The 23,526-nt window shown below is 53.7% G+C and carries 23 protein-coding genes and 3 tRNA genes; 16 read left to right on the top strand and 10 right to left on the bottom strand.

What is annotated here, in order from left to right:
• Nucleotides 1-27: 27 nt before the first annotated feature.
• Both fhuF and OGW16_RS06870 read right to left on the bottom strand, forming a co-directional pair.
• Nucleotides 28-816: a siderophore-iron reductase FhuF gene (gene fhuF / locus OGW16_RS06865; protein ID WP_047406377.1), complete on the bottom strand. Its 789-nt coding sequence runs from the start codon at nt 814-816 to the stop codon at nt 28-30.
• A gap of 108 nt (nt 817-924) precedes the next feature.
• A complete protein-coding gene (locus OGW16_RS06870; RefSeq protein WP_043018327.1) occupies nt 925-2,001 on the bottom strand; it encodes a GGDEF domain-containing protein in 1,077 nt (358 codons plus the stop codon).
• A 216-nt stretch (nt 2,002-2,217) separates the two neighbouring features.
• Between OGW16_RS06870 and OGW16_RS06875 the strand changes: the two genes are divergently transcribed.
• On the top strand, nt 2,218-2,493 hold the full coding sequence (locus OGW16_RS06875; protein ID WP_043018328.1) for a DUF1435 domain-containing protein: 276 nt from the start codon (nt 2,218-2,220) through the stop codon (nt 2,491-2,493).
• 39 nt (nt 2,494-2,532) lie between these two features.
• On the opposite strand, the gene OGW16_RS06880 is transcribed toward OGW16_RS06875, so the two are convergent.
• From OGW16_RS06880 to rsmC, 4 genes are all read right to left on the bottom strand, one after another.
• Nucleotides 2,533-2,618, bottom strand: a tRNA-Leu gene (locus OGW16_RS06880).
• A 32-nt stretch (nt 2,619-2,650) separates the two neighbouring features.
• A tRNA-Leu gene (locus OGW16_RS06885) sits at nt 2,651-2,736 on the bottom strand.
• 28 nt (nt 2,737-2,764) lie between these two features.
• Nucleotides 2,765-2,851, bottom strand: a tRNA-Leu gene (locus OGW16_RS06890).
• A 223-nt stretch (nt 2,852-3,074) separates the two neighbouring features.
• Nucleotides 3,075-4,106, bottom strand: a complete 1,032-nt coding sequence (gene rsmC / locus OGW16_RS06895) for a 16S rRNA (guanine(1207)-N(2))-methyltransferase RsmC (protein WP_286518169.1) — start codon at nt 4,104-4,106, stop codon at nt 3,075-3,077.
• Nucleotides 4,107-4,208: 102 nt separating this feature from the next.
• Between rsmC and holD the strand changes: the two genes are divergently transcribed.
• The 8 genes from holD (at nt 4,209) to OGW16_RS06935 (ending at nt 10,596) form a co-directional block, all read left to right on the top strand.
• Nucleotides 4,209-4,622: a DNA polymerase III subunit psi gene (holD, locus tag OGW16_RS06900; RefSeq protein ID WP_047406371.1), complete on the top strand. Its 414-nt coding sequence runs from the start codon at nt 4,209-4,211 to the stop codon at nt 4,620-4,622.
• Nucleotides 4,591-5,037, top strand: a complete 447-nt coding sequence (gene rimI / locus OGW16_RS06905) for a ribosomal protein S18-alanine N-acetyltransferase (protein WP_043018331.1) — start codon at nt 4,591-4,593, stop codon at nt 5,035-5,037. The genes holD and rimI overlap by 32 nt, the downstream gene beginning before the upstream one ends.
• A 14-nt stretch (nt 5,038-5,051) precedes the next feature.
• A complete protein-coding gene (gene yjjG / locus OGW16_RS06910) occupies nt 5,052-5,732 on the top strand; it encodes a pyrimidine 5'-nucleotidase (RefSeq protein ID WP_043018332.1) in 681 nt (226 codons plus the stop codon).
• Between the two features lie 92 nt (nt 5,733-5,824).
• Entirely contained in the window at nt 5,825-7,414 is a 1,590-nt protein-coding gene (prfC, locus tag OGW16_RS06915; RefSeq protein ID WP_016151601.1) for a peptide chain release factor 3, read from the top strand.
• A gap of 307 nt (nt 7,415-7,721) precedes the next feature.
• Nucleotides 7,722-8,339, top strand: a complete 618-nt coding sequence (gene osmY, locus OGW16_RS06920; protein WP_043018333.1) for a molecular chaperone OsmY — start codon at nt 7,722-7,724, stop codon at nt 8,337-8,339.
• A gap of 127 nt (nt 8,340-8,466) precedes the next feature.
• Complete coding sequence (locus OGW16_RS06925; RefSeq protein ID WP_003019081.1) at nt 8,467-8,628, top strand: DUF1328 domain-containing protein; 162 nt, start codon at nt 8,467-8,469, stop codon at nt 8,626-8,628.
• 121 nt (nt 8,629-8,749) lie between these two features.
• Nucleotides 8,750-9,823 (top strand): patatin-like phospholipase family protein, encoded by a 1,074-nt coding sequence (locus OGW16_RS06930; RefSeq protein WP_043018334.1) that lies wholly within the window; start codon nt 8,750-8,752, stop codon nt 9,821-9,823.
• Nucleotides 9,820-10,596 carry a metal-dependent hydrolase gene (locus tag OGW16_RS06935; RefSeq protein ID WP_075145241.1) on the top strand — a complete coding sequence of 259 codons (777 nt, stop codon included), beginning with the start codon at nt 9,820-9,822 and terminating at the stop codon, nt 10,594-10,596. Before OGW16_RS06930 ends, OGW16_RS06935 begins: the two co-directional genes overlap by 4 nt.
• A gap of 95 nt (nt 10,597-10,691) precedes the next feature.
• Here the strand turns inward: OGW16_RS06935 and OGW16_RS06940 are convergent, their stop codons facing one another.
• Both OGW16_RS06940 and OGW16_RS06945 read right to left on the bottom strand, forming a co-directional pair.
• Nucleotides 10,692-11,555: a YjjW family glycine radical enzyme activase gene (locus OGW16_RS06940; protein WP_181230798.1), complete on the bottom strand. Its 864-nt coding sequence runs from the start codon at nt 11,553-11,555 to the stop codon at nt 10,692-10,694.
• Nucleotides 11,527-13,077 carry a YjjI family glycine radical enzyme gene (locus OGW16_RS06945; protein ID WP_181230797.1) on the bottom strand — a complete coding sequence of 517 codons (1,551 nt, stop codon included), beginning with the start codon at nt 13,075-13,077 and terminating at the stop codon, nt 11,527-11,529. The genes OGW16_RS06940 and OGW16_RS06945 overlap by 29 nt, the downstream gene beginning before the upstream one ends.
• 261 nt (nt 13,078-13,338) lie before the next feature.
• On the opposite strand from OGW16_RS06945, the gene deoC reads away from it, so the two are divergent.
• The 4 genes from deoC (at nt 13,339) to deoD (ending at nt 17,800) form a co-directional block, all read left to right on the top strand.
• A complete protein-coding gene (gene deoC / locus OGW16_RS06950; RefSeq protein WP_042312514.1) occupies nt 13,339-14,118 on the top strand; it encodes a deoxyribose-phosphate aldolase in 780 nt (259 codons plus the stop codon).
• Nucleotides 14,119-14,286: 168 nt separating this feature from the next.
• Nucleotides 14,287-15,609 carry a thymidine phosphorylase gene (gene deoA, locus OGW16_RS06955; protein ID WP_043018339.1) on the top strand — a complete coding sequence of 441 codons (1,323 nt, stop codon included), beginning with the start codon at nt 14,287-14,289 and terminating at the stop codon, nt 15,607-15,609.
• Nucleotides 15,610-15,661: 52 nt separating this feature from the next.
• Nucleotides 15,662-16,885 carry a phosphopentomutase gene (gene deoB / locus OGW16_RS06960; protein WP_043018340.1) on the top strand — a complete coding sequence of 408 codons (1,224 nt, stop codon included), beginning with the start codon at nt 15,662-15,664 and terminating at the stop codon, nt 16,883-16,885.
• Nucleotides 16,886-17,080: 195 nt separating this feature from the next.
• Nucleotides 17,081-17,800, top strand: a complete 720-nt coding sequence (gene deoD, locus OGW16_RS06965; RefSeq protein ID WP_000224864.1) for a purine-nucleoside phosphorylase — start codon at nt 17,081-17,083, stop codon at nt 17,798-17,800.
• A 97-nt stretch (nt 17,801-17,897) separates the two neighbouring features.
• On the opposite strand, the gene lplA is transcribed toward deoD, so the two are convergent.
• The gene (gene lplA / locus OGW16_RS06970) at nt 17,898-18,914 is read right to left on the bottom strand and encodes a lipoate--protein ligase (protein ID WP_043018341.1); all 1,017 of its coding nucleotides are present in this window, start codon (nt 18,912-18,914) and stop codon (nt 17,898-17,900) included.
• Nucleotides 18,915-18,941: 27 nt separating this feature from the next.
• Nucleotides 18,942-19,583 carry a YtjB family periplasmic protein gene (locus OGW16_RS06975; protein WP_043018342.1) on the bottom strand — a complete coding sequence of 214 codons (642 nt, stop codon included), beginning with the start codon at nt 19,581-19,583 and terminating at the stop codon, nt 18,942-18,944.
• 115 nt (nt 19,584-19,698) lie between these two features.
• On the opposite strand from OGW16_RS06975, the gene serB reads away from it, so the two are divergent.
• The 3 genes from serB (at nt 19,699) to nadR (ending at nt 23,434) form a co-directional block, all read left to right on the top strand.
• Entirely contained in the window at nt 19,699-20,667 is a 969-nt protein-coding gene (serB, locus tag OGW16_RS06980; protein ID WP_043018343.1) for a phosphoserine phosphatase, read from the top strand.
• An 11-nt stretch (nt 20,668-20,678) separates the two neighbouring features.
• A complete protein-coding gene (radA, locus tag OGW16_RS06985; RefSeq protein WP_043018344.1) occupies nt 20,679-22,061 on the top strand; it encodes a DNA repair protein RadA in 1,383 nt (460 codons plus the stop codon).
• A gap of 140 nt (nt 22,062-22,201) precedes the next feature.
• Complete coding sequence (nadR, locus tag OGW16_RS06990) at nt 22,202-23,434, top strand: multifunctional transcriptional regulator/nicotinamide-nucleotide adenylyltransferase/ribosylnicotinamide kinase NadR (RefSeq protein WP_043018345.1); 1,233 nt, start codon at nt 22,202-22,204, stop codon at nt 23,432-23,434.
• Nucleotides 23,435-23,526 lie beyond the last annotated feature (92 nt).

The following is a 23,526-nucleotide window of genomic DNA, read 5'->3' on the forward strand; positions in this document are numbered from 1 at the left end:
TGTTGGCGGGGGGCTACGGCTCCTCGCTTACTTCAGCGTGCAGTCACCGCACTGTTGAACATCGGGCAGGCGATAGCGCTGGCAGCAGGTTCTGCGCACCAGTAGTCCCTCGCGTGGAACAACGGTACGCCACAGGGGGTTATCCTGGCCGCAGGAGAGTTGTTTCTCAAAAAAGCAGGTCTGGCGCAACGTGTTCAACAGTTCTTCACCTAACAACGGTTTCATTTCCGTTAAGTACCAGTGAATTAAGTATCCCGTATTACTCCAGATAAGCTTCGCGTTGATCTCGCCTGTCGCTTCCAGCGCCTGCACAACCGGCGTCAGCGCTGTGAGAATCAGCGTTTCCATACGTTGTTGAGGAGACAGGACCGTGGCCTGGTGATCCTGATGCACATCGATCCAGAAACAGGCTGCACGGCCCGTTTCGTGGAATTCTACGTGCATGTGTTCAGGAGAGACATCGATAGCCTCTTTTTGCGTCAGCAGAGCTACCATGAGCGGAGGCATCATCAGGCCGATATACCACTGGGCCCAGAGAGAAATCAGCGGCTTATTTTCGCGTGTCAGCGTGGGCTGATTGCGATAAATATGGTCTGAATAAACCGCCAGCAATGAACTTAACGTCGTGGGTTGCGTCCATTCATGCAGCGTCATCGCACCTGGCACAGGTGTTTCGTCCAGACGAATGAAGTCCAGCAGGTGCTCACGGGTTTTGGCTATCGTTGCGCGTACGGCAGCAGCCAGCGAGGGGATCTTTGCCGGGAGATGGCTACGCCAGATGACATCTTCAACGATCGGTGCGGAACGATAAGCCATGTCGATATAAGGATGTTAATCTTAATGATAATGATTGCTAATCCTATAATTGGCGTTGAGCGATGGCAAGATCTTTGTCGCCATCTCGGGCGACACCGCACAGATAGCTCAGGCAGAAGGGCAGTTTACCCGTAGTTCATCGCTGACCAGCGTGCTGTTGCGCCCAAGGTTCTTGGCCTCATAAAGGGCTTTATCCGCTCGGGCAATAGCGGCCTCAATATCCTGCTCAACAAGAGGCGCAATGCCGATACTAACGGTTACGTTAGTTGCCACGCTCTCATTAAACATGTGGGGAATTTTAAGGTCGTACACTTTCTGGCGAATGCGCTCGGCGGCTGCCTGGGCCTGTTGGGGATCGACTGCGGTCAGCAGAACCATAAACTCTTCGCCGCCAAAGCGCGCCACCACGTCCCGGGAACGCACGGAGTCACGAATCGCGGCAGAAACCCGGATCAGTGCCTGGTCGCCCATCATATGCCCGTAGTGATCGTTATAGGCTTTGAAATGGTCGATATCCAGCAGCAGGACGTAGTGCTTCGAATTACTCAGGGCCAGCAGCGTATCAAGTCTGTGTTGCAGCCCCCGGCGATTGTACAAACCGGTCAGCGGGTCGAGCATGCTGAGTCCGTTCAGGGTTTCCCGTTCTTCCAGCAGTTTATACATCAGCTGTTGGGCGAAGCCATCGTAGCGCTTTTGTATAACATGCTGGATGGCAATCCCGGCCATGGGCAGCGCCATAAAATAGAAAATTCGCAAACCATGCTCGCTGCCGTTCAGCCATAAACAGACGGCGACGGATGGCAATGAGTGAAGCGTAAACGCGATGATATTATTGGCAAAAGCGATAGATCCAATAAACAGCACGCTGAGAAGGGCGATCAATAGAAAATAATAATCATTATGACCTAGCGCGTTATATTTCAGGAAAATATGTAACGCCCATAGCAAGCCAAAAACGATTGAAATAAAAGGGAGATTAATTCTTTTGTCCGCATATTTCCCATGCCATGCCAGCAACAATGTACTCATTACGAGCATCAGCAGTGCCGGTACAGACAGAGCTTTCACCGCAAACAGTGGGAAAAAAAGCGTAAACAGTGCAGAGATTGCATTGAGCAGCAGAAACAGTCGTAAAGAGAGTTGGTATTTTTTGGTACGCAGAGTTCGCCAGGATTGTACTGTCATAGGTAAATATTGTTAGTTATCTGCAATGTACGAAGGTGTGTTGGTAAATAAAACAAATAACGAACGGGGTAACATTCGCTGAGGTTTTTATTGTTTTTAGTTGAAAAGCTAACCGGCGAGCAATTTATCACCTTAAATTATTTATGTCATCAATCGTTAAGTAAAACTCATATAATTGATAGTGCCCCATAGCTGACAAATGAGAAAATTTATCATATGATATTGGTTATCATTATCAATTTCATAGGTGATACCATGTTGCAACGTACGCTGGGCAGTGGATGGGGGGTTCTGCTGCCGGGAATACTTATTGCCGGGATGGCATTTAGTGACCTGTCGGTCTACGTATGGAAGGCGATGATTGTATTAGGATTACTTCTGACTTCGCTCATGTTGTACCACAAGCGTTTACGGCACTTTGTGTTGTTGCCTTCTTGCGCGGCGCTGATCGGCGGCATTGTTCTGATAATGATGAACTGGAATCAGGGATGAACAAAACAGGGAAGAAAACCGAGAGGGGAATAAGATAATTGGTGCGAGGGGGGGGACTCGAACCCCCACATCCTAAGGACACTAACACCTGAAGCTAGCGCGTCTACCAATTCCGCCACCTTCGCACAGTCATCTTATTTTTTTGATATCGCCTCGTTGGTGCGAGGGGGGGGACTCGAACCCCCACATCCTAAGGACACTAACACCTGAAGCTAGCGCGTCTACCAATTCCGCCACCTTCGCCCAGTGCGAGCAATATCAACGTGGATTATGGTGCGAGGGGGGGGACTTGAACCCCCACGTCCGAAAGGACACTAACACCTGAAGCTAGCGCGTCTACCAATTCCGCCACCTTCGCATACCATCGACACTCAAAAAGTATCGTTACCACGGGGGCGAATTCTAGAGATTTTATGCAGGGCGTCAACAGTTAATTATCGAACTTAACGTGATTGCCGAAAAAAAAAGGCGTTTCTTCGGGGTTTGGCGTTTTATCCAGGCCGGATAAGCGCTAGCGCTATCCGGCGTTGATCGGTGTCACGTCGGATGGCGGTGTAAACGCCTTATCCGGCCTGGATCGGTCAGGCTTTTTTCGCCTGGCGCGTCATAACGGTGCGATAGACCTTAAAGCGCCCGGTCTGCGCGATAACTTCGTGGAAGCCAAACACTTCATCCAGTACCTTCGGATAAGGCAGGAAGGCGTTCGCCACGATACGCAGCTCACCGCCGCTGTTGAGGTGGCGCACTGCGCCGCGAATCAGCGTCTGCGCGGCATCGAGGCTGGTCTGCATCCCATCGTGGAACGGTGGGTTGGAGATGATCATATCAAAGCGACCCGTCACGTCAGAAAAGACGTTACTGGCGATGACGTCACCTTCAATCCCGTTGGCGGCAAGCGTTGCGCGGCTGGCTTCAACCGCGACGGCGCTAACATCGCACAGGGTTAAGCGCACTTTTGGCGAGTGGCTGGCTAACGCGACGGAGAGTACGCCCGCGCCACAGCCGACATCCAGAACTTTGCCTTTGGTGTGTGGCGTCAGCGTGGAGAGCAGCAGTTGGCTGCCAACATCCAGGCCGTCGCGGCTGAATACGCCCGGCAGCGTTTTGATGGTCAGATTTTCGGTCTGGTATTCATCCCAGTATTTTTCGGCATCAAAGACCGGCTGTTTTTCCAGACGACCATGGTACAGGCCACAGCGACGCGCGCTGTCGACTTTGTTCAGCGGCGCGTATTCGGCCAGCATCTGCTCTGCGCTACGTACGCCGCTGCGGTTCTCACCCACCATAAAAATATCAGTACCTACCGGTAACAGCGAAAGAAGGTTCATCAACTGGAACTGGGCTTCCGGCTTATTCTTCGGCCAGTAGTAGATTAACGTATCGCTATCGCCGACGTCATCGGCCTGCGCGACGAGGCTGAAGCGAACGTTGTCGCCCATCTGGCGGTTAAGCACCTGCCAGTGGTGAAGCTGCTGAGTGTGCGCACGGCTGGCGGCGCTTTCAAAATGGGCAGGCAGGTCATCCTGCAAATCACCGGCAAACAGAATACGGCTTTGTTCGAAATCATCACTGTGGCGCAGCAAGACTTCACTTGCCGGGGTAAAAGCAGACATGGAGTGCTCCTTAAATTGTACAGCGGGGGATTATAGTTGTTTGATGGCGCGGATTCGACAAATTTGCTATATTTGCGCCCCTGATTACAGGAGTGTTTCGCTATGACATCCCGACGAGACTGGCAGTTACAGCAACTGGGCATTACGCAGTGGTCGTTGCGTCGTCCTGGCGCACTGCAGGGCGAGATCGCGATTTCAATTCCTGCGCATGTCCGTTTGGTGATGGTTGCTGCACAGTTACCCGCGCTAACCGAACCGTTGATGAGCGATATTTTACGCGCATTAACCGTCAGCCCGGATCAGGTTTTACAACTGACGCCTGACCGTGTCGCCATGCTGCCGCAGGGCAGCCGCTGTAATAGCTGGCGGCTGGGAACCGATGAGCCGCTGCTGCTGGAGGGCGCTCAGGTCGCGAGTCCTGCGTTTAATGAATTACGGGAAAACCCAGCGGCCCGCGCCGCGTTATGGCAACAAATCTGCGCATATGAACACGATTTCTTCCCTCGAGCCGACTGATTTACCTGCAGCATTTCAGATTGAAAAACGCGCCCACGCTTTTCCGTGGAGTGAAAAAACATTTGCCAGCAACCAGGGCGATCGCTACCTCAATTTTCAGTTGAGGGTTGGCGACGTGATGGCCGCCTTTGCGATTACGCAGGTCGTGCTGGATGAAGCTACGCTGTTCAATATCGCCGTTGATCCTGACTTTCAGCGCCGGGGCCTGGGGCGTGAGCTGCTGGAGCACCTGATCGATGAGCTGGAAAAGCGTGGCATTTTGACCCTGTGGCTTGAGGTGCGCGCCTCAAATGCTGCCGCTATCGCGCTATATGAAAGCCTGGGCTTTAATGAGGCAACGATCCGGCGCAATTACTATCCGACGGCCGATGGTCATGAAGATGCCATTATCATGGCATTACCAATCAGCATGTAAGACAAGGTGTAATGATGAAGAAGTGGGACTGGATTTTCTTTGATGCCGACGAAACGCTGTTTACGTTTGACTCGTTTACCGGCTTACAGCGGATGTTTCTCGACTATAGCATTACTTTTACCGCTGAAGATTTTCAGGACTACCAGGCTGTAAATAAACCGCTGTGGGTGGATTATCAAAACGGCGCGATTACCTCATTACAACTGCAGCATGCCCGTTTCCAGAGCTGGGCTGAACGCCTGAAGGTCGAGCCAGGCCAGCTTAACGACGCATTCATCAATGCGATGGCGGAAATCTGCTCGCCGTTGCCAGGGGCGGTTTCTCTGCTCAATGCGATTCGTGGTAAAGCGAAAATCGGCATCATTACTAACGGCTTTACGGCGTTGCAACAAATCCGCCTTGAGCGGACGGGGCTGCGCGACTATTTCGACCTGCTGGTGATTTCTGAGCAGGTTGGCGTGGCAAAACCCGATCCCCGTATTTTTGACCATGCGCTGGAGCAGGCGGGCAATCCTGACCGTTCCCGTGTGCTGATGGTGGGTGACACCGCAGAGTCCGATATTCTTGGCGGCATTAACGCTGGGCTATCCACCTGCTGGCTAAATACGCACCACCGCGAGCAGCCAGCGGGCATTCAGCCCACCTGGACCGTAGCGTCATTAAGCGAACTGGAGCAACTCCTGTGTAAACACTGATTGCCTCCCCCCCGTTGATGGGTAAAATAGCCGCAATTTTTCGTATTCAACTTGCACGGCCCGTTGCCGTGCTTACCTAAGAAGATTTGACTATGACGTTGTCTCCTTATTTGCAAGAGGTGGCCAAACGCCGCACTTTTGCCATTATTTCTCACCCGGATGCCGGTAAAACGACAATTACTGAAAAGGTACTGTTATTCGGACAGGCGATTCAGACCGCCGGTACGGTAAAAGGCCGTGGCTCCAGCCAGCATGCCAAATCTGACTGGATGGAAATGGAAAAGCAGCGTGGTATCTCGATTACCACCTCCGTAATGCAGTTCCCGTACCATGACTGCCTGGTCAACCTGCTGGATACCCCGGGGCACGAAGACTTCTCCGAAGATACTTACCGTACCCTGACGGCGGTGGACTGCTGCCTGATGGTTATTGACGCCGCAAAAGGCGTTGAGGACAGGACCCGTAAGCTGATGGAAGTTACCCGTCTGCGCGATACGCCAATCCTGACCTTTATGAACAAACTCGACCGTGACATCCGCGATCCGATGGAGCTGCTGGATGAAGTCGAGAACGAACTGAAAATCGGCTGTGCGCCGATCACCTGGCCGATTGGCTGCGGTAAGTTGTTCAAAGGCGTCTATCACTTATATAAAGACGAAACTTACCTGTACCAGACGGGTAAAGGCCATACCATTCAGGAAGTCCGCATTGTTAAAGGTCTGAACAACCCGGAACTTGATGCTGCCGTGGGCGAAGACCTGGCGCAGCAGTTGCGTGACGAACTGGAGCTGGTGCAGGGCGCGTCTAACGAATTCGACCATGAGCTGTTCCTCGCAGGCGAAATCACCCCGGTCTTCTTCGGTACCGCGCTGGGTAACTTCGGCGTTGACCATATGCTGGACGGTTTAGTGGAGTGGGCACCTGCGCCGATGCCGCGTAAAACCGACACCCGCGTCGTTGAGGCTTCCGAAGAGAAGTTCACCGGCTTCGTGTTTAAAATTCAGGCCAACATGGACCCGAAACACCGTGACCGCGTGGCGTTCATGCGCGTGGTGTCCGGTAAGTACGAGAAAGGCATGAAAATGCGCCAGGTGCGCATTGGTAAAGACGTGGTTATCTCCGATGCGCTGACCTTTATGGCCGGTGACCGTTCTCACGTGGAAGAAGCGTATCCGGGCGATATTCTTGGTCTGCACAACCACGGCACTATCCAGATTGGTGATACCTTCACCCAGGGCGAAATGATGAAGTTCACCGGTATTCCGAACTTCGCGCCGGAGCTGTTCCGTCGTATTCGCCTGAAGGATCCGCTGAAGCAGAAACAGCTGCTGAAAGGGCTGGTTCAGCTGTCAGAAGAGGGTGCAGTGCAGGTTTTCCGTCCGATCGCCAATAACGATTTGATCGTGGGCGCCGTCGGTGTGCTGCAGTTCGACGTGGTGGTTTCACGCCTGAAGAGCGAATACAACGTTGAAGCGATTTATGAGTCGGTCAACGTGGCGACTGCGCGCTGGGTAGAGTGTTCTGACGTGAAGAAATTCGAAGAATTCAAGCGTAAAAATGAAATTCAGCTGGCGCTGGATGGCGGCGATAACCTCACCTATATTGCGCCGACCATGGTTAACCTGAATCTCACCCAGGAACGTTACCCTGACGTTCAGTTCCGCAAAACGCGCGAACACTAATCGACCCTCCAGGGCACGGTATCCGCCGTGCCCTGCAACTTTCCCTGTCTTTTAAATCCCTTGCGGAATGTTCTTAAAACCTCTCGTTTTTCTTTTGTTTGCCTGTTTTTTAGTCAATCTGGACTGCGATCACGAAATCCTGAACTATATTTAACAATGTGATGACATAAATGTCGGCGTTAAATGCTTTTTAGGCTGCCTGTTGCAGCTTCTATTGCTGATATTTATTCCACTTACAAGATTAGTTGCTGGCTCAAGCCCTATAACGGCAGAGCATAGCTTTTAGCAAACATACAGGAATACATCGATGACAATGACAGGACTTAAGATTTCTAAAACGCTGCTGGCCGTGATGCTGACTTCCGCTGTTGCAACGGGTTCTGCTTTTGCAGAAAACTCCACGACGGATAAAGCGCAATCCGGCGTCGAAAGTGCGGGGCAGAAAGTCGATAGCTCTATGAACAAAGTCGGTAATTTCATGGATGACAGCACCATCACCGCGAAAGTGAAAGCCGCGCTGGTGGACCACGATAGCATTAAGAGCACCGATATTTCCGTCAAAACCGATCAGAAGGTGGTGACGCTAAGCGGGTTTGTTGAAAGCCAGGCACAAGCCGAAGAGGCGGTGAAAGTGGCGAAAGGCGTAGAGGGCGTGACCTCCGTCAGCGACAAATTACACGTGCGTGATAGCAAAGATACTTCTGTAAAAGGCTATGCGGGCGATACGGCAATCACCAGTGAGGTAAAAGCCAAACTGCTGGCCGATGATATTGTCCCTTCCCGCAAAGTGAAGGTTGAAACCACCGATGGCGTGGTACAGCTTTCAGGAACCGTTGAATCACAGGCTCAAAGCGATCGCGCTGAGAGCATCGCCAAAGCAATTGATGGCGTGAAAAGCGTCAAAAACGATCTTAAAACTCACTAATTAGACTTAATTCGTCCTCCTGACGTTTGTCGGGAGGCGTGTTGTGCACCACACTGAAAATATCGCCGATGGGCAGCCTGAGTGCTCATATCAAGCGGTGACATTAACTATGGTAAAGGAGAAGCACATGTTTCGATGGGGCATCATATTTCTGGTTATCGCGTTAATTGCCGCTGCACTGGGTTTTGGTGGACTGGCGGGTACCGCTGCAGGCGCAGCGAAAATTGTTTTTGTGGTGGGGATCATTCTGTTTCTGGTCAGCCTGTTTACCGGGCGTAAACGACCCTAGTAAGTAAACCGTAAAGATATCTTGCTACTCAGCCAGTCCAGCGGACTGGCTTTTACGGTTTTAGCGGCAGGCATTTTGCGTTACTTTGTTCTCCTATTACAAAAACAACAGGAAGGCAGAGGTGGGGCAGAGAATACCCGTCACGCTCGGTAATATCGCGCCGTTATCGTTACGTCCGTTTCAACCAGGCAGTATGGCGCTGGTGTGCGAAGGCGGGGGACAAAGAGGCATTTTCACCGCTGGCGTACTGGATGAATTCATGCGGGCGCAGTTCAATCCCTTTGATCTCTTCTACGGGACATCCGCTGGCGCGCAAAACCTTTCAGCTTATCTCTGTAACCAGCCTGGTTACGGTCGTAAAGTCATCATGCGTTACACTACCCGACGTGAGTTTTTTGACCCGGTGCGCTTTGTGCGCGGGGGAAACTTAATCGATCTCGACTGGCTGGTGGATTCGACCGCCTCCCAGATGCCGCTGGCAATGGATAACGCCGAGCGCCTGTTTGCCGCTGGGAAAGCGTTTTATATGTGCGCCTGTCGGGGCGATGACTACACGCCGGGCTATTTTTCGCCGAATCGGCAAAATTGGCTCGATCTTATCCGTGCTTCCAGCGCGATTCCCGGATTCTACCGCACAGGAGTTGCGCTCGATGGCGTGAACTATCTTGATGGTGGCGTCAGCGACGCCATACCGGTGCAAGAGGCGGCGAAGCACGGAGCAAAAACGCTGGTGGTTATCCGCACAGTACCCTCGCAAATGTACTATACGCCACAGTGGTTCAAACGTATGGAACGCTGGCTGGGCGAAAGCAGTCTGCAACCGTTATTGAATCTGGTCCAGCACCATGAAGACAGCTATCGCGCGATCCAAAGTTTTATTGAGAAACCGCCGGGTAAACTGCGCATCTTTGAGATCTATCCACCCAAGCCGCTCCATAGTATGGCGTTGGGAAGCCGTATTCCGGCGCTGCGGGAAGATTACAAGACAGGACGCCTGTGTGGTCGTTACTTCCTGGCGACAGTCGGCAAACTGCTGGCGAAAAATGCGCCGCTGCCTCGTCAGACGCCGAAGATTGTGGTGCCGGGGCCGGTGGTGGTTCCTCCCGCGCCGGTGGCCAACGACGCCCACGCGCCTGTGGTAGCCAATGCGCCTCAGGCGAACGACACGACGTTTGATAATGAGGATTTGGCGTGAGTTATCGTTTTATCGATACGCATTGTCATTTTGATTTCCCACCGTTTACCGGCGATGAATCTGCCAGCATTCAGCGCGCGGCTGACGTCGGCGTGCAAAGCATTATCGTTCCGGCTACCCAGGCGGCGAATTTTCCCCGCGTACTGGCGTTAGCGGAACATTATCCTTCATTGTTTGCTGCCCTGGGGCTGCACCCGATTGTCATTGAACAGCATGGTGATGATTGCCTGGAACAGTTGCAGCAGGCGCTGGATAAGCGTCCCAAAAAGCTGGTGGCAGTAGGCGAAATTGGGCTGGATCTGTATCGGGACGATCCGCAATTCGACAAGCAAGAGCGACTGCTGGAAGCGCAGCTTAAGCTGGCGAAGCGTTACGAATTGCCGGTGATCCTGCATTCGCGGCGCACTCATGACAAGCTGGCGATGCACCTTAAACGCCATGCTTTGCCACGAACAGGCGTGGTGCATGGGTTTTCCGGAAGCGTGCAGCAGGCCGAACGCTTTGTGCAACTGGGGTACAAAATTGGCGTGGGCGGCACCATTACTTATCCGCGGGCCAGTAAAACCCGCGAGGTAATGGCGCAACTGCCGCTGGACTCGCTGCTGCTGGAAACCGACGCGCCGGATATGCCGCTCAACGGCTTTCAGGGACAGCCCAACCGCCCTGAGCAGGTAGTCAGAGTGTTTGACGTCTTATGCGAGCTGCGCCCGGAACCTGCAGATGTGATCGCTGACGCGCTGTATCGCAATACGACCGCGTTGTTTACTGTGTGATTGTTGCGTGCCGGATGCGACGCAAAAGCGTCTTATCCGGCCTACGGACTGACCTCATGTGTAGGCCGGATAAGGCATAGCCGCCATCCGGCATTTCACAGGTACAGCGCTGGGAAGATCATATTATTCACACCGCGTTCGCGTAGCCCTTGCGCCAGTTGCTCGACATCCTCCGGCGTTGCACTCGGCCAGTCTTTCGCTTCGCCATACACCCCGTGCGCATGAAAGGCATTCAGCCGTACCGGTACATCACCTGAACGCTTGATAAACGCCGCCAGCGCATCGATATGCTGCAGATAATCCACCTGACCAGGAATCACCAGCAGGCGCAGCTCCGCCAGTTTTCCCTGCCCGGACAAAAAGGTAATGCTCTGTTTAATCAGCGTGTTATCGCGGCCAGTTAGCTGTCGATGGCACACGCTGTCCCAGGCTTTTAAATCAAGCATCACGCCGTCGCACACCGGCAACAATTTTTGCCAGCCGGTTTCGCTTAACATGCCGTTGCTGTCTACCATGCAGGTCAGGTGTTGCAACAGTGGATCGGTTTTGATCGCGCTAAACAGCGCCACGATAAACGGCAACTGGGTGGTTGCTTCGCCGCCGCTGACCGTAATTCCCTCAATAAACAGCACTACCTTGCGAATATGCTCCAGCACCTCATCAACGCTCATGTTCTGCGCCATCGGCGTGGCCTGCTGGGGGCACATGTGCAGGCAGGTATCGCACTGCTGACACACGTCGGACTGCCACCATACTTTCCCCGCGCTCAGGCTCAGCGCTTCATGCGGGCAATGCAGTACACACTCCCCGCAGTCGTTGCAGCGCCCCATCGTCCACGGGTTGTGGCAATTTTTACAGCGCAGATTACATCCTTGCAGAAACAGAGCCAGGCGACTGCCCGGCCCGTCGACGCAGGAGAAAGGAATCAGCCTACTTACTGAAGCGCATCTGCTGTTCATGGCTAATCACGCGAGGTTGTCGTTCCAGAATGCGCGTATTGCGCGCGGCTTCTTCGCCAAGCCAGGTGGTGTTGGTGCGTGAACCTGCGGCACGATATTTTTCCAGATCCGACAGGCGGACCATATAGCCGGTGACGCGGACCAGATCGTTGCCGCTCACGTTGGCGGTAAACTCGCGCATTCCGGCTTTAAACGCCCCGAGGCACAGTTGCACCAGCGCCTGAGGATTACGTTTGATGGTTTCATCCAGCGTGAGAATGTCGCTGATCCCGGCGTGATAAAACGCGTGATGCGGCGCGACGGTTTGCAGATGGGTGATCGGGTCCGGCTCATCGCCGTAGGGCAGACGCGCGCCCGGCGTGGTGCCGATGTCAGAACTGATCCCTGACTGTGCATGCAGCATCGCACGCTGATTCCAGCCATATTTCACCGGGGTGCTTTCGACAAACTCCGCCAGTTGGGCGCTGATACGATAGCCGAGCTGATTGGCGAACGCATCTTTGCCGTAGCGCGCGTTCTCCCCCGCCTTATCGCACAGCAGGTTCACCGCCTCCGCCAGGCCATACATGCCGAACATAGGCACAAAACGTTCGGGATCAATCAACCCTTCCTGCACGAGGAAGCTATTCTCAAAGAAATGTGATTTTTCATAAAGGAATTCACATCGTGAATCAATGATGGCGATTTGCTGTTGGCAATAGTGCGGTAGGGTGCGCGTAAAGAAGTCATCGACAGAGGTACTGCGCTCTGCAATGGCTTTCAGATTAAGCCTGACCAGCGTGCTTCCGCCTCCGGCGAGCGGCAACGAGTTGTAACAGCTGACGACGCCATACTGACCTTTTGTGAAAATTTTATCATTTTCAGGACCGTTGGAAATGTGCGGCTTACTGCACTCGCAGATATTTTGCGCCACGTTGAGCAGCAGTTCGTCAGGGGTAATTTGCGGATCATAAATAAATGTCAGATTAGGTGAAACCTGCTTTAGCTCTGCATCTGCGCGTAAAATTGCTCGGGTGACTGGCGTATCGGCGGGGCCGATGTTGGCATGCATAAACGCGTCTGGCAGGGTTCTGTCGAGATAACGCCAGAAACGTTTTATTCGAATATCGATCTCTTCTTGTGTTAGAATTCTAACATATGGTTGCAGCAGGGCGTCGAGCTGACCGAGATAGACCGGCATTGAGGTCACTGACGGAACGTGGTGGTACAGGATGGTGAGCAAGGACAACGCATCATCAAGATCGCTGGCGCCTTCCAGCTCCAGCCACGATGAACCGTTGGCCAGAAAACGCGCATAGTCGGGTAAGACATAGCGCGGTTTGAACGGGGCGTGACCTTCGTACATATCGCAGATCACCCCGTCATCCAGCGCCTGGCGTGCCTCAGCAGGCAGTTGCGGATAAGGCAGCGCGTTTTCAGCCTCCAGCGCCAGAAAATGGCGTTTCTGCTCAGGGCTGAGCACCGGACTGGTCACGATTTGTTGGCAACGCTGTTGCAGCGCGAGTTCGCTTGAAGTGGGCATCGTTGATTCCTTTTTATCCCGAAGGTGTAACGCCATTGTAGAAAGCAACGCCACCACAACCTTTGATCCGGATGCGCCTGATGCCACCGCATCCCCTCAGGAAAGGTTATTTATTTGAAGTAGATCTCATTAGAGTAATGCAAATCTGTATGTGGTTTTCATTAACTGTGATGTATATCGAAGTGTAATAGCGAGCGGATGTTAGAATACTAACAAACTCGCAAGGTGAAATTTTATACGGCGATGCCGTTGGAGAATGTTATGACCGATTTAACAGCAAGCAGCCTGCGTGCACTGAAACTGATGGACCTGACCACCCTGAATGATGACGACACCAATGAAAAAGTGATCGCGCTGTGTCATCAGGCGAAGACCCCGGTTGGCAACACGGCAGCAATTTGCATCTATCCACGTTTCATTCCTGTTGCGCGTAAGACTCTGAAAGAGCAGGGCACGCCGGACATCCGTATTGCCACCGTCACCAACTTCCCGCACGGCAACGACGACATCGAGATTGCGCTGGCTGAAACCCGCGCGGCGATAGCCTACGGTGCAGATGAAGTTGACGTGGTGTTCCCGTATCGTGCGCTGATCGCGGGTAACGAGCAGGTTGGTTTTGATCTGGTTAAAGCCTGTAAAGACGCGTGCGCGGCGGCAAACGTGCTGCTGAAAGTGATCATCGAAACCGGTGAACTGAAAGAAGAAGCCCTGATTCGCAAAGCGTCTGAAATCTCCATCAAAGCCGGTGCTGATTTCATCAAAACCTCTACCGGTAAAGTGCCGGTCAATGCGACCCCTGAAAGCGCTCGCATCATGATGGAAGTGATCCGCGACATGGGTGTTTCTAAAACCGTAGGTTTCAAACCGGCTGGCGGCGTGCGTACTGCAGAAGATGCACAGCAGTTCCTGGCGATTGCCGACGAACTGTTTGGCGCTGACTGGGCTGATTCTCGTCACTATCGTTTTGGCGCATCCAGCCTGCTGGCGAGCCTGCTGAAAGCGCTGGGTCATGGCGACGGTAAGAGCGCAAGCAGCTACTAAGTTTGAATTGCCCATCGTAGGCCGGATAAGGCGCAGCCGCCATCCGGCATCAGTACGACTGCCGGGTGCGCGTTGCTTACCCGGCCTACAACGGCTTGGATTATTAAGAGTAATCATTCATTGCAGTGGGTTTTCCGCAGCATTTAACCTGATTAATCGGGGGTTACCGTGTTTCTCGCACAAGAAATTATTCGTAAAAAACGTGATGGTCATGCGCTGAGCGATGAAGAAATTCGTTTCTTTATCAATGGTATTCGCGACAACACCATCTCTGAAGGACAAATCGCCGCCCTGGCGATGACCATTTTCTTCCACGATATGACAATGCCTGAGCGAGTTTCGCTGACCATGGCAATGCGTGATTCAGGAACCGTGCTGGACTGGAAAAGCCTGCAGCTGAACGGCCCGATTGTGGATAAACACTCTACCGGCGGCGTGGGTGACGTAACGTCACTGATGTTAGGCCCGATGGTTGCTGCCTGTGGCGGCTATATTCCGATGATCTCCGGGCGTGGCCTGGGGCACACCGGCGGTACGCTCGATAAACTGGAAGCGATTCCTGGGTTTGATATCTTCCCGGACGACGCGCGTTTCCGTGAAATTATTAAAGACGTGGGTGTGGCGATTATTGGGCAAACCAGCTCGCTCGCACCGGCGGATAAACGTTTTTATGCCACCCGCGATATTACCGCGACCGTGGATTCCATTCCGCTGATTACCGGCTCCATCCTGGCGAAAAAGCTGGCGGAAGGGCTGGATGCGTTGGTGATGGATGTGAAAGTAGGCAGCGGCGCCTTTATGCCGACCTACGAGCTTTCTGAAGCCCTTGCCGAAGCGATTGTCGGCGTGGCGAACGGGGCGGGTGTACGTACCACCGCGCTGTTAACCGATATGAACCAGGTACTGGCCTCGAGCGCTGGTAACGCGGTAGAAGTCCGCGAAGCGGTGCAGTTCCTGACCGGTGAATACCGCAATCCACGTCTGTTAGACGTCACCATGGCGCTGTGCGTGGAAATGCTGATCTCCGGCAAACTGGCGAAAGATGACGCTGAAGCCCGTGCGAAATTGCAGGCGGTGTTGGATAACGGTAAAGCGGCAGAGATTTTTGGTCGCATGGTTGCGGCGCAGAAAGGACCGACCGATTTCGTCGAAAATTATGCGAAGTACCTGCCGACGGCAATGCTCAGCAAAGCGGTATATGCTGATACCGAAGGCTTTGTTAGCGCCATGGATACTCGTGCGCTGGGAATGGCGGTCGTTTCCATGGGCGGCGGTCGTCGTCAGGCTTCGGACACCATTGATTACAGCGTTGGCTTTAGCGACATGGCGCGTTTGGGCGACAGTGTAGATGGACAGCGTCCGCTGGCGGTGATCCACGCGAAAGATGAAGCCAGCTGGCAGGAAGCGGCGAAAGCGGTCAAAGCGGCAATCAGCCTTGACGATAAAGCGCCAGAAATTACACCGACAGTCTATCGTCGTATAACCGAATAACTGTATACTGATCTGATCGCTTTTTTGCGGCGCAAAAGGTACGGAGATTAATATGAAACGTGCATTTATTATGGTGCTGGACTCCTTTGGTATTGGTGCGACTGAAGATGCGGATCGCTTTGGCGACGTAGGCTCAGACACTATGGGACACATTGCAGAAGCCTGTGCGAAAGGTGAAGCTGACAATGGTCGCAAAGGCCCACTGACTCTGCCTAACCTGACCCGTCTGGGCCTGGTGAAAGCTCACGAAGGTTCTACCGGTAAAATTGCTGCTGGCATGGACGGTAACGCGGAAGTCATTGGCGCCTATGCATGGGCGCATGAACTCTCTTCCGGGAAAGATACACCGTCTGGTCACTGGGAAATCGCCGGTGTTCCGGTTCTGTTTGACTGGGGTTATTTCTCCGATCATGAAAACAGCTTCCCGCAGGAACTGCTGGATAAGCTGGTAAAACGTGCCAACCTGCCGGGCTACCTCGGCAACTGCCACTCTTCCGGTACCGTGATTTTGGATCAACTGGGTGAAGAGCATATGAAAACCGGCAAGCCGATTTTCTATACCTCCGCTGACTCCGTGTTCCAGATTGCCTGCCACGAAGAGACTTTTGGCCTGGATAAACTCTACGAGCTGTGCGAAATCGCCCGTGAGGAACTGACCGAAGGTGGTTACAACATCGGTCGTGTTATCGCACGTCCGTTTATCGGTGATAAAGCCGGTAACTTCCAGCGTACCGGTAACCGTCACGATCTGGCCGTTGAGCCGCCAGCACCGACCGTGCTGCAGAAACTGGTCGACGAGAAAGACGGTCACGTGGTTTCCGTCGGTAAAATCGCGGATATCTACGCTAACTGCGGCATCACTAAAAAAGTGAAAGCCACCGGTCTGGACGCGCTGTTCGACGCCACCATCAAAGAGATGAAAGAAGCCGGTGATAAGACCATCGTCTTCACCAACTTCGTTGATTTCGACTCTTCATGGGGACATCGTCGCGATATCGCCGGTTACGCCGCGGGTCTGGAACTGTTTGACCGCCGTCTGCCAGAGCTGATGGAGCTGGTAGGAGAAGATGACATTCTGATCCTGACCGCCGACCACGGCTGCGACCCGAGCTGGACCGGCACTGACCACACCCGTGAGCACATTCCGGTACTGGTCTACGGCCCGAAAGTTAAACCTGGCTCTTTAGGTCACCGTGAAACCTTTGCGGATATCGGTCAGACGCTGGCGAGCTACTTTGGTACGTCGCCGATGGACTACGGTAAAAACATGCTGTAATACCCGTTGTCTTTCGCGCTGTAGATGCGTTGACTTCATTCGCTCACCCCGGTCACATAGTGAATCTATGCTCCCGGGGATACACGAATTCGTCGCCTTCCTACAACGCGAAATCCTTAGGGTATTTGGATACGTTTTGTAGGCCTGATAAGGCGTAGTCGCCATCAGGCAATAACAACGAAATAAGGATAAAAAATGGCAACTCCACATATTAATGCAGAAATGGGTGATTTCGCTGACGTCGTATTGATGCCGGGCGACCCGCTGCGTGCAAAGCATATTGCTGAAACTTTCCTCGAAGATGTTCGTGAAGTGAACAACGTGCGCGGCATGTTAGGTTTCACCGGTACTTATAAAGGCCGTAAGATCTCCGTAATGGGCCACGGTATGGGTATCCCGTCCTGCTCTATCTACACCAAAGAGTTGATCACCGATTTCGGCGTGAAGAAAATCATTCGCGTAGGTTCCTGCGGCGCTGTGCGTATGGACGTTAAACTGCGTGACGTGGTTATCGGTATGGGCGCCTGCACCGACTCCAAAGTTAACCGTATCCGTTTTAAAGATCATGACTTCGCCGCTATCGCTGATTTCGACATGGTGCGTAACGCGGTTGATGCGGCAAAAGCGCTGGGCGTAGACGCGCGCGTGGGCAACCTGTTCTCCGCTGACCTGTTCTACTCTCCGGACGGCGAAATGTTCGACGTGATGGAAAAATACGGCGTGCTGGGCGTGGAAATGGAAGCGGCGGGCATTTACGGCGTCGCGGCTGAGTTTGGTGCGAAAGCGCTGACCATCTGCACCGTATCCGACCATATCCGTACTCACGAGCAAACCACTGCGGCTGAACGTCAGACGACCTTCAACGACATGATCAAAATCGCACTGGAATCCGTTCTGCTGGGCGATAAAGAGTAAGCGTTGTTTGCCCGGTGGCTCTGAGCTGACCGGGCTTACCATTCTTCTCGTAGGCCGGATAAGGCGTCGCCGCCATCCGGCATTTTCAGGCCAGTGCTTAACGCACCGCTCCGGCAATCCATGCCGACAGCTCGCGTAACTCTTTTTCTTGCTCCGGGAAATCAACCAGCAGCGCCTCACACTCCTGTTGCAGCATATCCGCACGGTACAAGCATCCTTGCAGACGACCCGCCAGCGCTTCTAACGGCGCGGGATTGAGGCTGTCGGTAAACACCTGCGTACGTGTGATATGACCTTTCTCCACGTCGAAATGCAGCTCAACGCCGCCCCAGGTGAAACGCTCGTCAAGCAGGTGCGAGAATGCAGGTGCCTGACCAAAATTCCACTCCCAACTGCTCTGGCGGGCAAAGGTGTCGGCAAAGTTCGGCAGATCCGGCGTTTTATCCGGCGAGATAATTTCCGCTTCGACACGTTCGCCGTAGTGAGTAAAAAAGGCTTCCGTAATGGCCTGACAGACCTGTTGATGGGTAATGCCCGGCAACAGCTCCGTTAAATTCGCCACCCGCGAGCGAACCGAGGTGATGCCTTTGGCGGCAAGTTTCTTTTTATCGGGATTGAGATAGTTTGCCAGGCGGCTTAAATCCGCGTTCAACAGCAGCGTGCCGTGGTGGAATCCGCGATCTTTCGTTTCCCGATAAGCAGAGCCGGAAACCTTGCGATCGCCGTCCGGCGTTTTGACCACCAGATCGTTACGCCCGGAGGCGTCGGCCTCTACGCCCAATGCGTTCAGAGCATTGAGGACAATCGCGGTGGAGATGGTTTTGTCGTACTCTGGCTTACCGGCCATAAAGGTAAAGCAGGTATTGCCTAAATCATGGAATACCGCGCCGCCGCCGCTACTGCGACGGGCGAGCCGCACGTTGTCTTCCTCCATACGCCGGGTATTACACTCTTTCCACGGGTTTTGCGCCCGGCCAATCACCACCGTATCGGCGTTACGCCATAAGAACAAGACGCGCTGCGTGGCGGGCATCTGGCGAAAAATGCACTCTTCGACCGCGAGGTTAAACCACGGATCGTAAGAGTCTGAGATAAGCAGGCGTAGTGTGGTCATGGTTGATTTCCCTTTATTTTACTGTTTTTACTCTTTTTTCTCGTTATCTTCTTCCTGCACCGGTTTGTTGGCGGTCAGCAGGAAAGGGGATTGCTGCCAGCGGGTACGCTTACCTTGCAATAAGGTACGGGTCAGCACCACGCCGATTGCCAGCGACAGAAGCAGCATCAGGCGTAAGATGTTGGTGGTGTTATCCACCTGCTTGGCTTCGGTCGCGAGCGTGTGGGTATCCAGCGTCAGGCGTAGATAGCCCAGCGGACCATTTTTCCCCTGGATGGGTTCGACAATCTGCTGGTTAAAATATCCCCCGGCTTTTTTGCCGTCGAGCGCCAGCCGGTCACGAACATTGACGCTCTCACCGGTGCGCGTAATCAGGTCTCCCTGTTCGTCGTACACGCCAGCGTCCAGAATACGGCTACTCTCCGTCAGTTGCGTGAGCACCGCCTTAATGCGCTTTTCATCCGGCGTTTCGGTACGCATCAATGGGGCGACGTTTAACGCGACCTGGCGAGCCAGCGTGCGCGCCAGCTCTTCGAGCTGAGGATTACGCTGCTGCTGGTGGCTTTGACTAAACCAGGAAGCCCCCTGCATCAGAGCGACGAGCAGCGCAAGGCAGGACAATACAATCACTGCACGATGAAGTCGGAATTTCAGTTTTGTGCGAGCCATATTCCACCTGCTGAAAATTTGAGACTTAATGTTGCCAGAAGCGCTGGTTACAGGGTAGCCTCATGCGTTATTTTCCCCTGATGATTCCGACCCGAACGATTTTACAGGAGCTTTAATGCCTAACATTACCTGGTGCGATCTACCTGAAGATGTCTCTCTGTGGCCAGGTCTGCCCCTCTCTTTAAGCGGTGATGAAGTGATGCCGCTGGATTACCACGCGGGCCGCAGTGGCTGGCTGCTGTACGGTCGTGGGCTGGATAAGCAACGGTTAACGCAATACCAGAGTAAACTGGGCGCAGCGATGGTGATCGTGGCGGCGTGGTGCGTTGAAGATTATCAGGTGATTCGTCTGGCGGGCTCATTAACGCCACGCGCGGCAAAACTGGCGCATGACGCCAGACTGGATGTTGCACCGCTGGGTAAAATTCCACATCTGCGCACGCCGGGTTTACTGGTGATGGACATGGACTCGACGGCCATCCAGATCGAGTGTATTGATGAAATTGCTAAACTGGCCGGAACCGGCGAAATGGTTGCCGAAGTCACCGAACGCGCGATGCGTGGCGAACTGGACTTTACCGCCAGCCTGCGCAGCCGCGTGGCGACGCTGAAGGGCGCTGATGCCAATATTTTGCACCAGGTGCGCGAAACACTTCCGCTGATGCCTGGCCTGACTCAACTGGTGTTAAAACTGGAAACGCTCGGTTGGAAAGTGGCAATCGCCTCTGGCGGCTTTACCTTCTTTGCCGATTATCTGCGTAACAAACTGCGTCTGACGGCGGCTGTGGCAAACGAGCTGGAGATCATGGACGGTAAATTCACCGGCAATGTGATCGGTGATATCGTCGATGCGCAGTACAAAGCCAATACATTGACCCGACTGGCGCAGGAGTATGAGATCCCGATCGCGCAGACGGTAGCCATCGGCGACGGCGCCAACGATCTGCCGATGATCAAAACGGCCGGATTGGGTATTGCGTATCATGCCAAACCGAAAGTGAATGAAAAGACGGAAATTACTATCCGTCATGCTGACCTGATGGGCGTGTTCTGCATTCTCTCCGGCAGCATGAACCAGAAATAACGAGGTAAAACGTGGCAAAAGCTCCAAAACGCGCCTTTGTTTGTAATGAATGCGGGGCCGATTACCCGCGCTGGCAGGGGCAATGCAGCGCCTGCCAGGCCTGGAACACCATTACCGAGGTACGCCTTGCCGCGTCGCCGACGGTGGCGCGTAACGAGCGGCTCAGTGGCTATGCCGGGAATGCGGGCGTCGCAAAAGTGCAGAAGTTGTCTGACATCAGCCTTGAGGAACTGCCGCGTTTTTCCACCGGATTTAAAGAGTTTGACCGCGTGCTGGGCGGCGGGGTGGTACCCGGCAGCGCCATTCTGATTGGCGGTAACCCCGGCGCGGGGAAATCAACGCTGCTGCTGCAAACGCTGTGCAAGCTTGCTGAGCAGATGAAAACCCTGTACGTCACCGGTGAAGAGTCGCTGCAACAGGTAGCGATGCGCGCGCACCGGCTTGGCCTGCCGACGGCGAATCTGAACATGCTGTCAGAAACCAGTATCGAACAAATTTGCCTGATTGCCGAAGAAGAACAACCGAAACTGATGGTGATCGACTCCATTCAGGTGATGCACATGGCGGATATTCAGTCTTCGCCGGGCAGCGTGGCGCAGGTGCGCGAAACGGCGGCCTACCTGACGCGTTTTGCCAAAACGCGCGGCGTGGCGATTGTGATGGTTGGTCATGTCACCAAAGACGGATCGCTGGCCGGGCCGAAGGTGCTGGAGCACTGTATCGACTGCTCGGTGCTGCTCGACGGTGATGCCGATTCCCGCTTCCGTACACTGCGTAGCCATAAAAACCGCTTTGGCGCGGTGAATGAGCTGGGCGTCTTCGCCATGACGGAACAGGGGCTGCGTGAAGTCAGTAACCCTTCCGCTATCTTCTTAAGCCGTGGCGATGAAGTCACCTCCGGCAGTTCAGTGATGGTGGTCTGGGAAGGCACGCGTCCGCTGCTGGTAGAGATTCAGGCATTGGTCGATCACTCAATGATGGCGAACCCACGTCGCGTGGCGGTCGGTCTGGAACAGAACCGCCTGGCGATTCTGCTGGCGGTGCTGCATCGTCACGGCGGCTTGCAGATGGCGGATCAGGACGTGTTCGTCAACGTGGTCGGCGGCGTAAAAGTCACCGAAACCAGCGCCGACCTGGCGCTGTTGCTGGCAATGGTTTCCAGCCTGCGCGACAGGCCGTTGCCGCAGGACTTAGTGGTCTTTGGCGAAGTAGGACTGGCAGGCGAAATCCGTCCGGTACCCAGCGGCCAGGAGCGTATTTCGGAAGCGGCGAAGCACGGCTTTCGTCGGGCGATAGTTCCCGCCGCCAACGTGCCGAAAAAAGTACCGGAAGGGATGCAGGTCTTTGGCGTTAAAAAGCTTGCGGATGCGTTAGGCGTGTTTGACGACCTATAATCCTCTGTATGCAGTGATGTTGTATAATTTGCCGGATGGCGACGCAATGCGTCTTATCCGGCCTACGGATTGATGTTGTAGGCCTGATAAGCGAAGCGCCATCAGGCAGTGTTACGCGATTTTTCCAGCAGGAGGCTCTTGTGTCATCGTTCGACTATCTCAAAACCGCCATAAAGCAAAAAGGCTGTACCCTGCAACAGGTGGCGGATGCCAGTGGCATGACCAAGGGATACCTAAGCCAACTGCTGAATGCCAAAATCAAAAGCCCCAGTGCGCAAAAGCTGGAGGCATTGCACCGCTTTCTTGGGCTGGAGTTTCCACGCCAGCAGAAAAATATTGGTGTGGTATTCGGTAAGTTTTATCCGCTGCACACCGGTCATATCTATCTTATCCAGCGTGCATGTAGTCAGGTTGATGAACTGCATATCATCATGGGCTATGACGACACGCGCGATCGCAGCCTGTTTGAAGACAGCGCCATGTCGCAGCAGCCTACGGTACCCGATCGTCTACGTTGGCTGCTGCAAACCTTTAAGTATCAGAAAAATATCCGTATTCATGCCTTCAACGAAGAGGGCATGGAGCCGTATCCGCACGGTTGGGACGTGTGGAGCAACGGGATCAAAACGTTTATGCAGGAGAAAGGGATCCAGCCAAACTGGATCTACACTTCTGAAGAATCAGATGCCCCGCAGTATCTGGAACATCTGGGGATCGAAACCGTGCTGGTGGATCCCAAGCGAACGTTTATGAGCATCAGTGGCGGGCAAATTCGTGAGAACCCGTTTCGCTACTGGGAGTATATACCGACCGAAGTGAAGCCGTTTTTCGTACGTACCGTGGCGATCCTCGGCGGGGAGTCGAGCGGCAAATCGACGCTGGTGAACAAGCTCGCCAACATCTTTAACACCACCAGTGCGTGGGAATATGGGCGTGATTACGTTTTCTCCCATTTGGGCGGCGATGAGATGGCGTTGCAGTATTCCGACTACGATAAGATCGCCCTGGGACAAGCGCAATACATTGATTTTGCAGTTAAGTATGCCAATAAAGTGGCGTTCATCGACACCGATTTCGTGACCACTCAGGCTTTCTGTAAAAAGTACGAAGGGCGTGAACACCCGTTTGTGCAGGCGCTGATTGACGAGTATCGCTTTGATCTGGTGATCCTACTGGAAAACAACACCCCGTGGGTGGCGGATGGTTTGCGCAGCCTTGGTAGTTCGGTTGACAGAAAAGCGTTTCAGACGCTGCTGGTTGAGATGCTGCAGGAAAACAATATCAATTTTGTGCACGTTCAGGAGCCGGACTACGACGGTCGCTTCCTGCGCTGCGTGGAGTTGGTGAAAGAGCTCATGGGCGAGCAGAGATAGTTTAAATGCCGGATGGCGGTGCTTATTCGGCCTACAAGTCGCACTAACCTCGTAGGCCGGATAAGGCGTAACGCCGCCATCCGGCGCTTAAC

It is taken from the genome of Citrobacter sp. Ce104 (assembly GCF_030334595.1).
Classification (GTDB): domain Bacteria; phylum Pseudomonadota; class Gammaproteobacteria; order Enterobacterales; family Enterobacteriaceae; genus Citrobacter; species Citrobacter europaeus.

Bases quoted from the DNA above. Each gene is read 5' to 3' on its own strand.
- fhuF (WP_047406377.1), bottom strand. From the start codon at position 816: ATGGCTTATCGTTCCGCACCGATCGTTGAAGATGTCATCTGGCGTAGC.
- OGW16_RS06870 (WP_043018327.1), bottom strand. From the start codon at position 2,001: ATGACAGTACAATCCTGGCGAACTCTGCGTACCAAAAAATACCAACTC.
- OGW16_RS06875 (WP_043018328.1), top strand. From the start codon at position 2,218: ATGATATTGGTTATCATTATCAATTTCATAGGTGATACCATGTTGCAA.
- rsmC (WP_286518169.1), bottom strand. From the start codon at position 4,106: ATGTCTGCTTTTACCCCGGCAAGTGAAGTCTTGCTGCGCCACAGTGAT.
- holD (WP_047406371.1), top strand. From the start codon at position 4,209: ATGACATCCCGACGAGACTGGCAGTTACAGCAACTGGGCATTACGCAG.
- rimI (WP_043018331.1), top strand. From the start codon at position 4,591: ATGAACACGATTTCTTCCCTCGAGCCGACTGATTTACCTGCAGCATTT.
- yjjG (WP_043018332.1), top strand. From the start codon at position 5,052: ATGAAGAAGTGGGACTGGATTTTCTTTGATGCCGACGAAACGCTGTTT.
- prfC (WP_016151601.1), top strand. From the start codon at position 5,825: ATGACGTTGTCTCCTTATTTGCAAGAGGTGGCCAAACGCCGCACTTTT.
- osmY (WP_043018333.1), top strand. From the start codon at position 7,722: ATGACAATGACAGGACTTAAGATTTCTAAAACGCTGCTGGCCGTGATG.
- OGW16_RS06925 (WP_003019081.1), top strand. From the start codon at position 8,467: ATGTTTCGATGGGGCATCATATTTCTGGTTATCGCGTTAATTGCCGCT.
- OGW16_RS06940 (WP_181230798.1), bottom strand. From the start codon at position 11,555: ATGAACAGCAGATGCGCTTCAGTAAGTAGGCTGATTCCTTTCTCCTGC.
- OGW16_RS06945 (WP_181230797.1), bottom strand. From the start codon at position 13,077: ATGCCCACTTCAAGCGAACTCGCGCTGCAACAGCGTTGCCAACAAATC.
- deoC (WP_042312514.1), top strand. From the start codon at position 13,339: ATGACCGATTTAACAGCAAGCAGCCTGCGTGCACTGAAACTGATGGAC.
- deoB (WP_043018340.1), top strand. From the start codon at position 15,662: ATGAAACGTGCATTTATTATGGTGCTGGACTCCTTTGGTATTGGTGCG.
- deoD (WP_000224864.1), top strand. From the start codon at position 17,081: ATGGCAACTCCACATATTAATGCAGAAATGGGTGATTTCGCTGACGTC.
- lplA (WP_043018341.1), bottom strand. From the start codon at position 18,914: ATGACCACACTACGCCTGCTTATCTCAGACTCTTACGATCCGTGGTTT.
- OGW16_RS06975 (WP_043018342.1), bottom strand. From the start codon at position 19,583: ATGGCTCGCACAAAACTGAAATTCCGACTTCATCGTGCAGTGATTGTA.
- serB (WP_043018343.1), top strand. From the start codon at position 19,699: ATGCCTAACATTACCTGGTGCGATCTACCTGAAGATGTCTCTCTGTGG.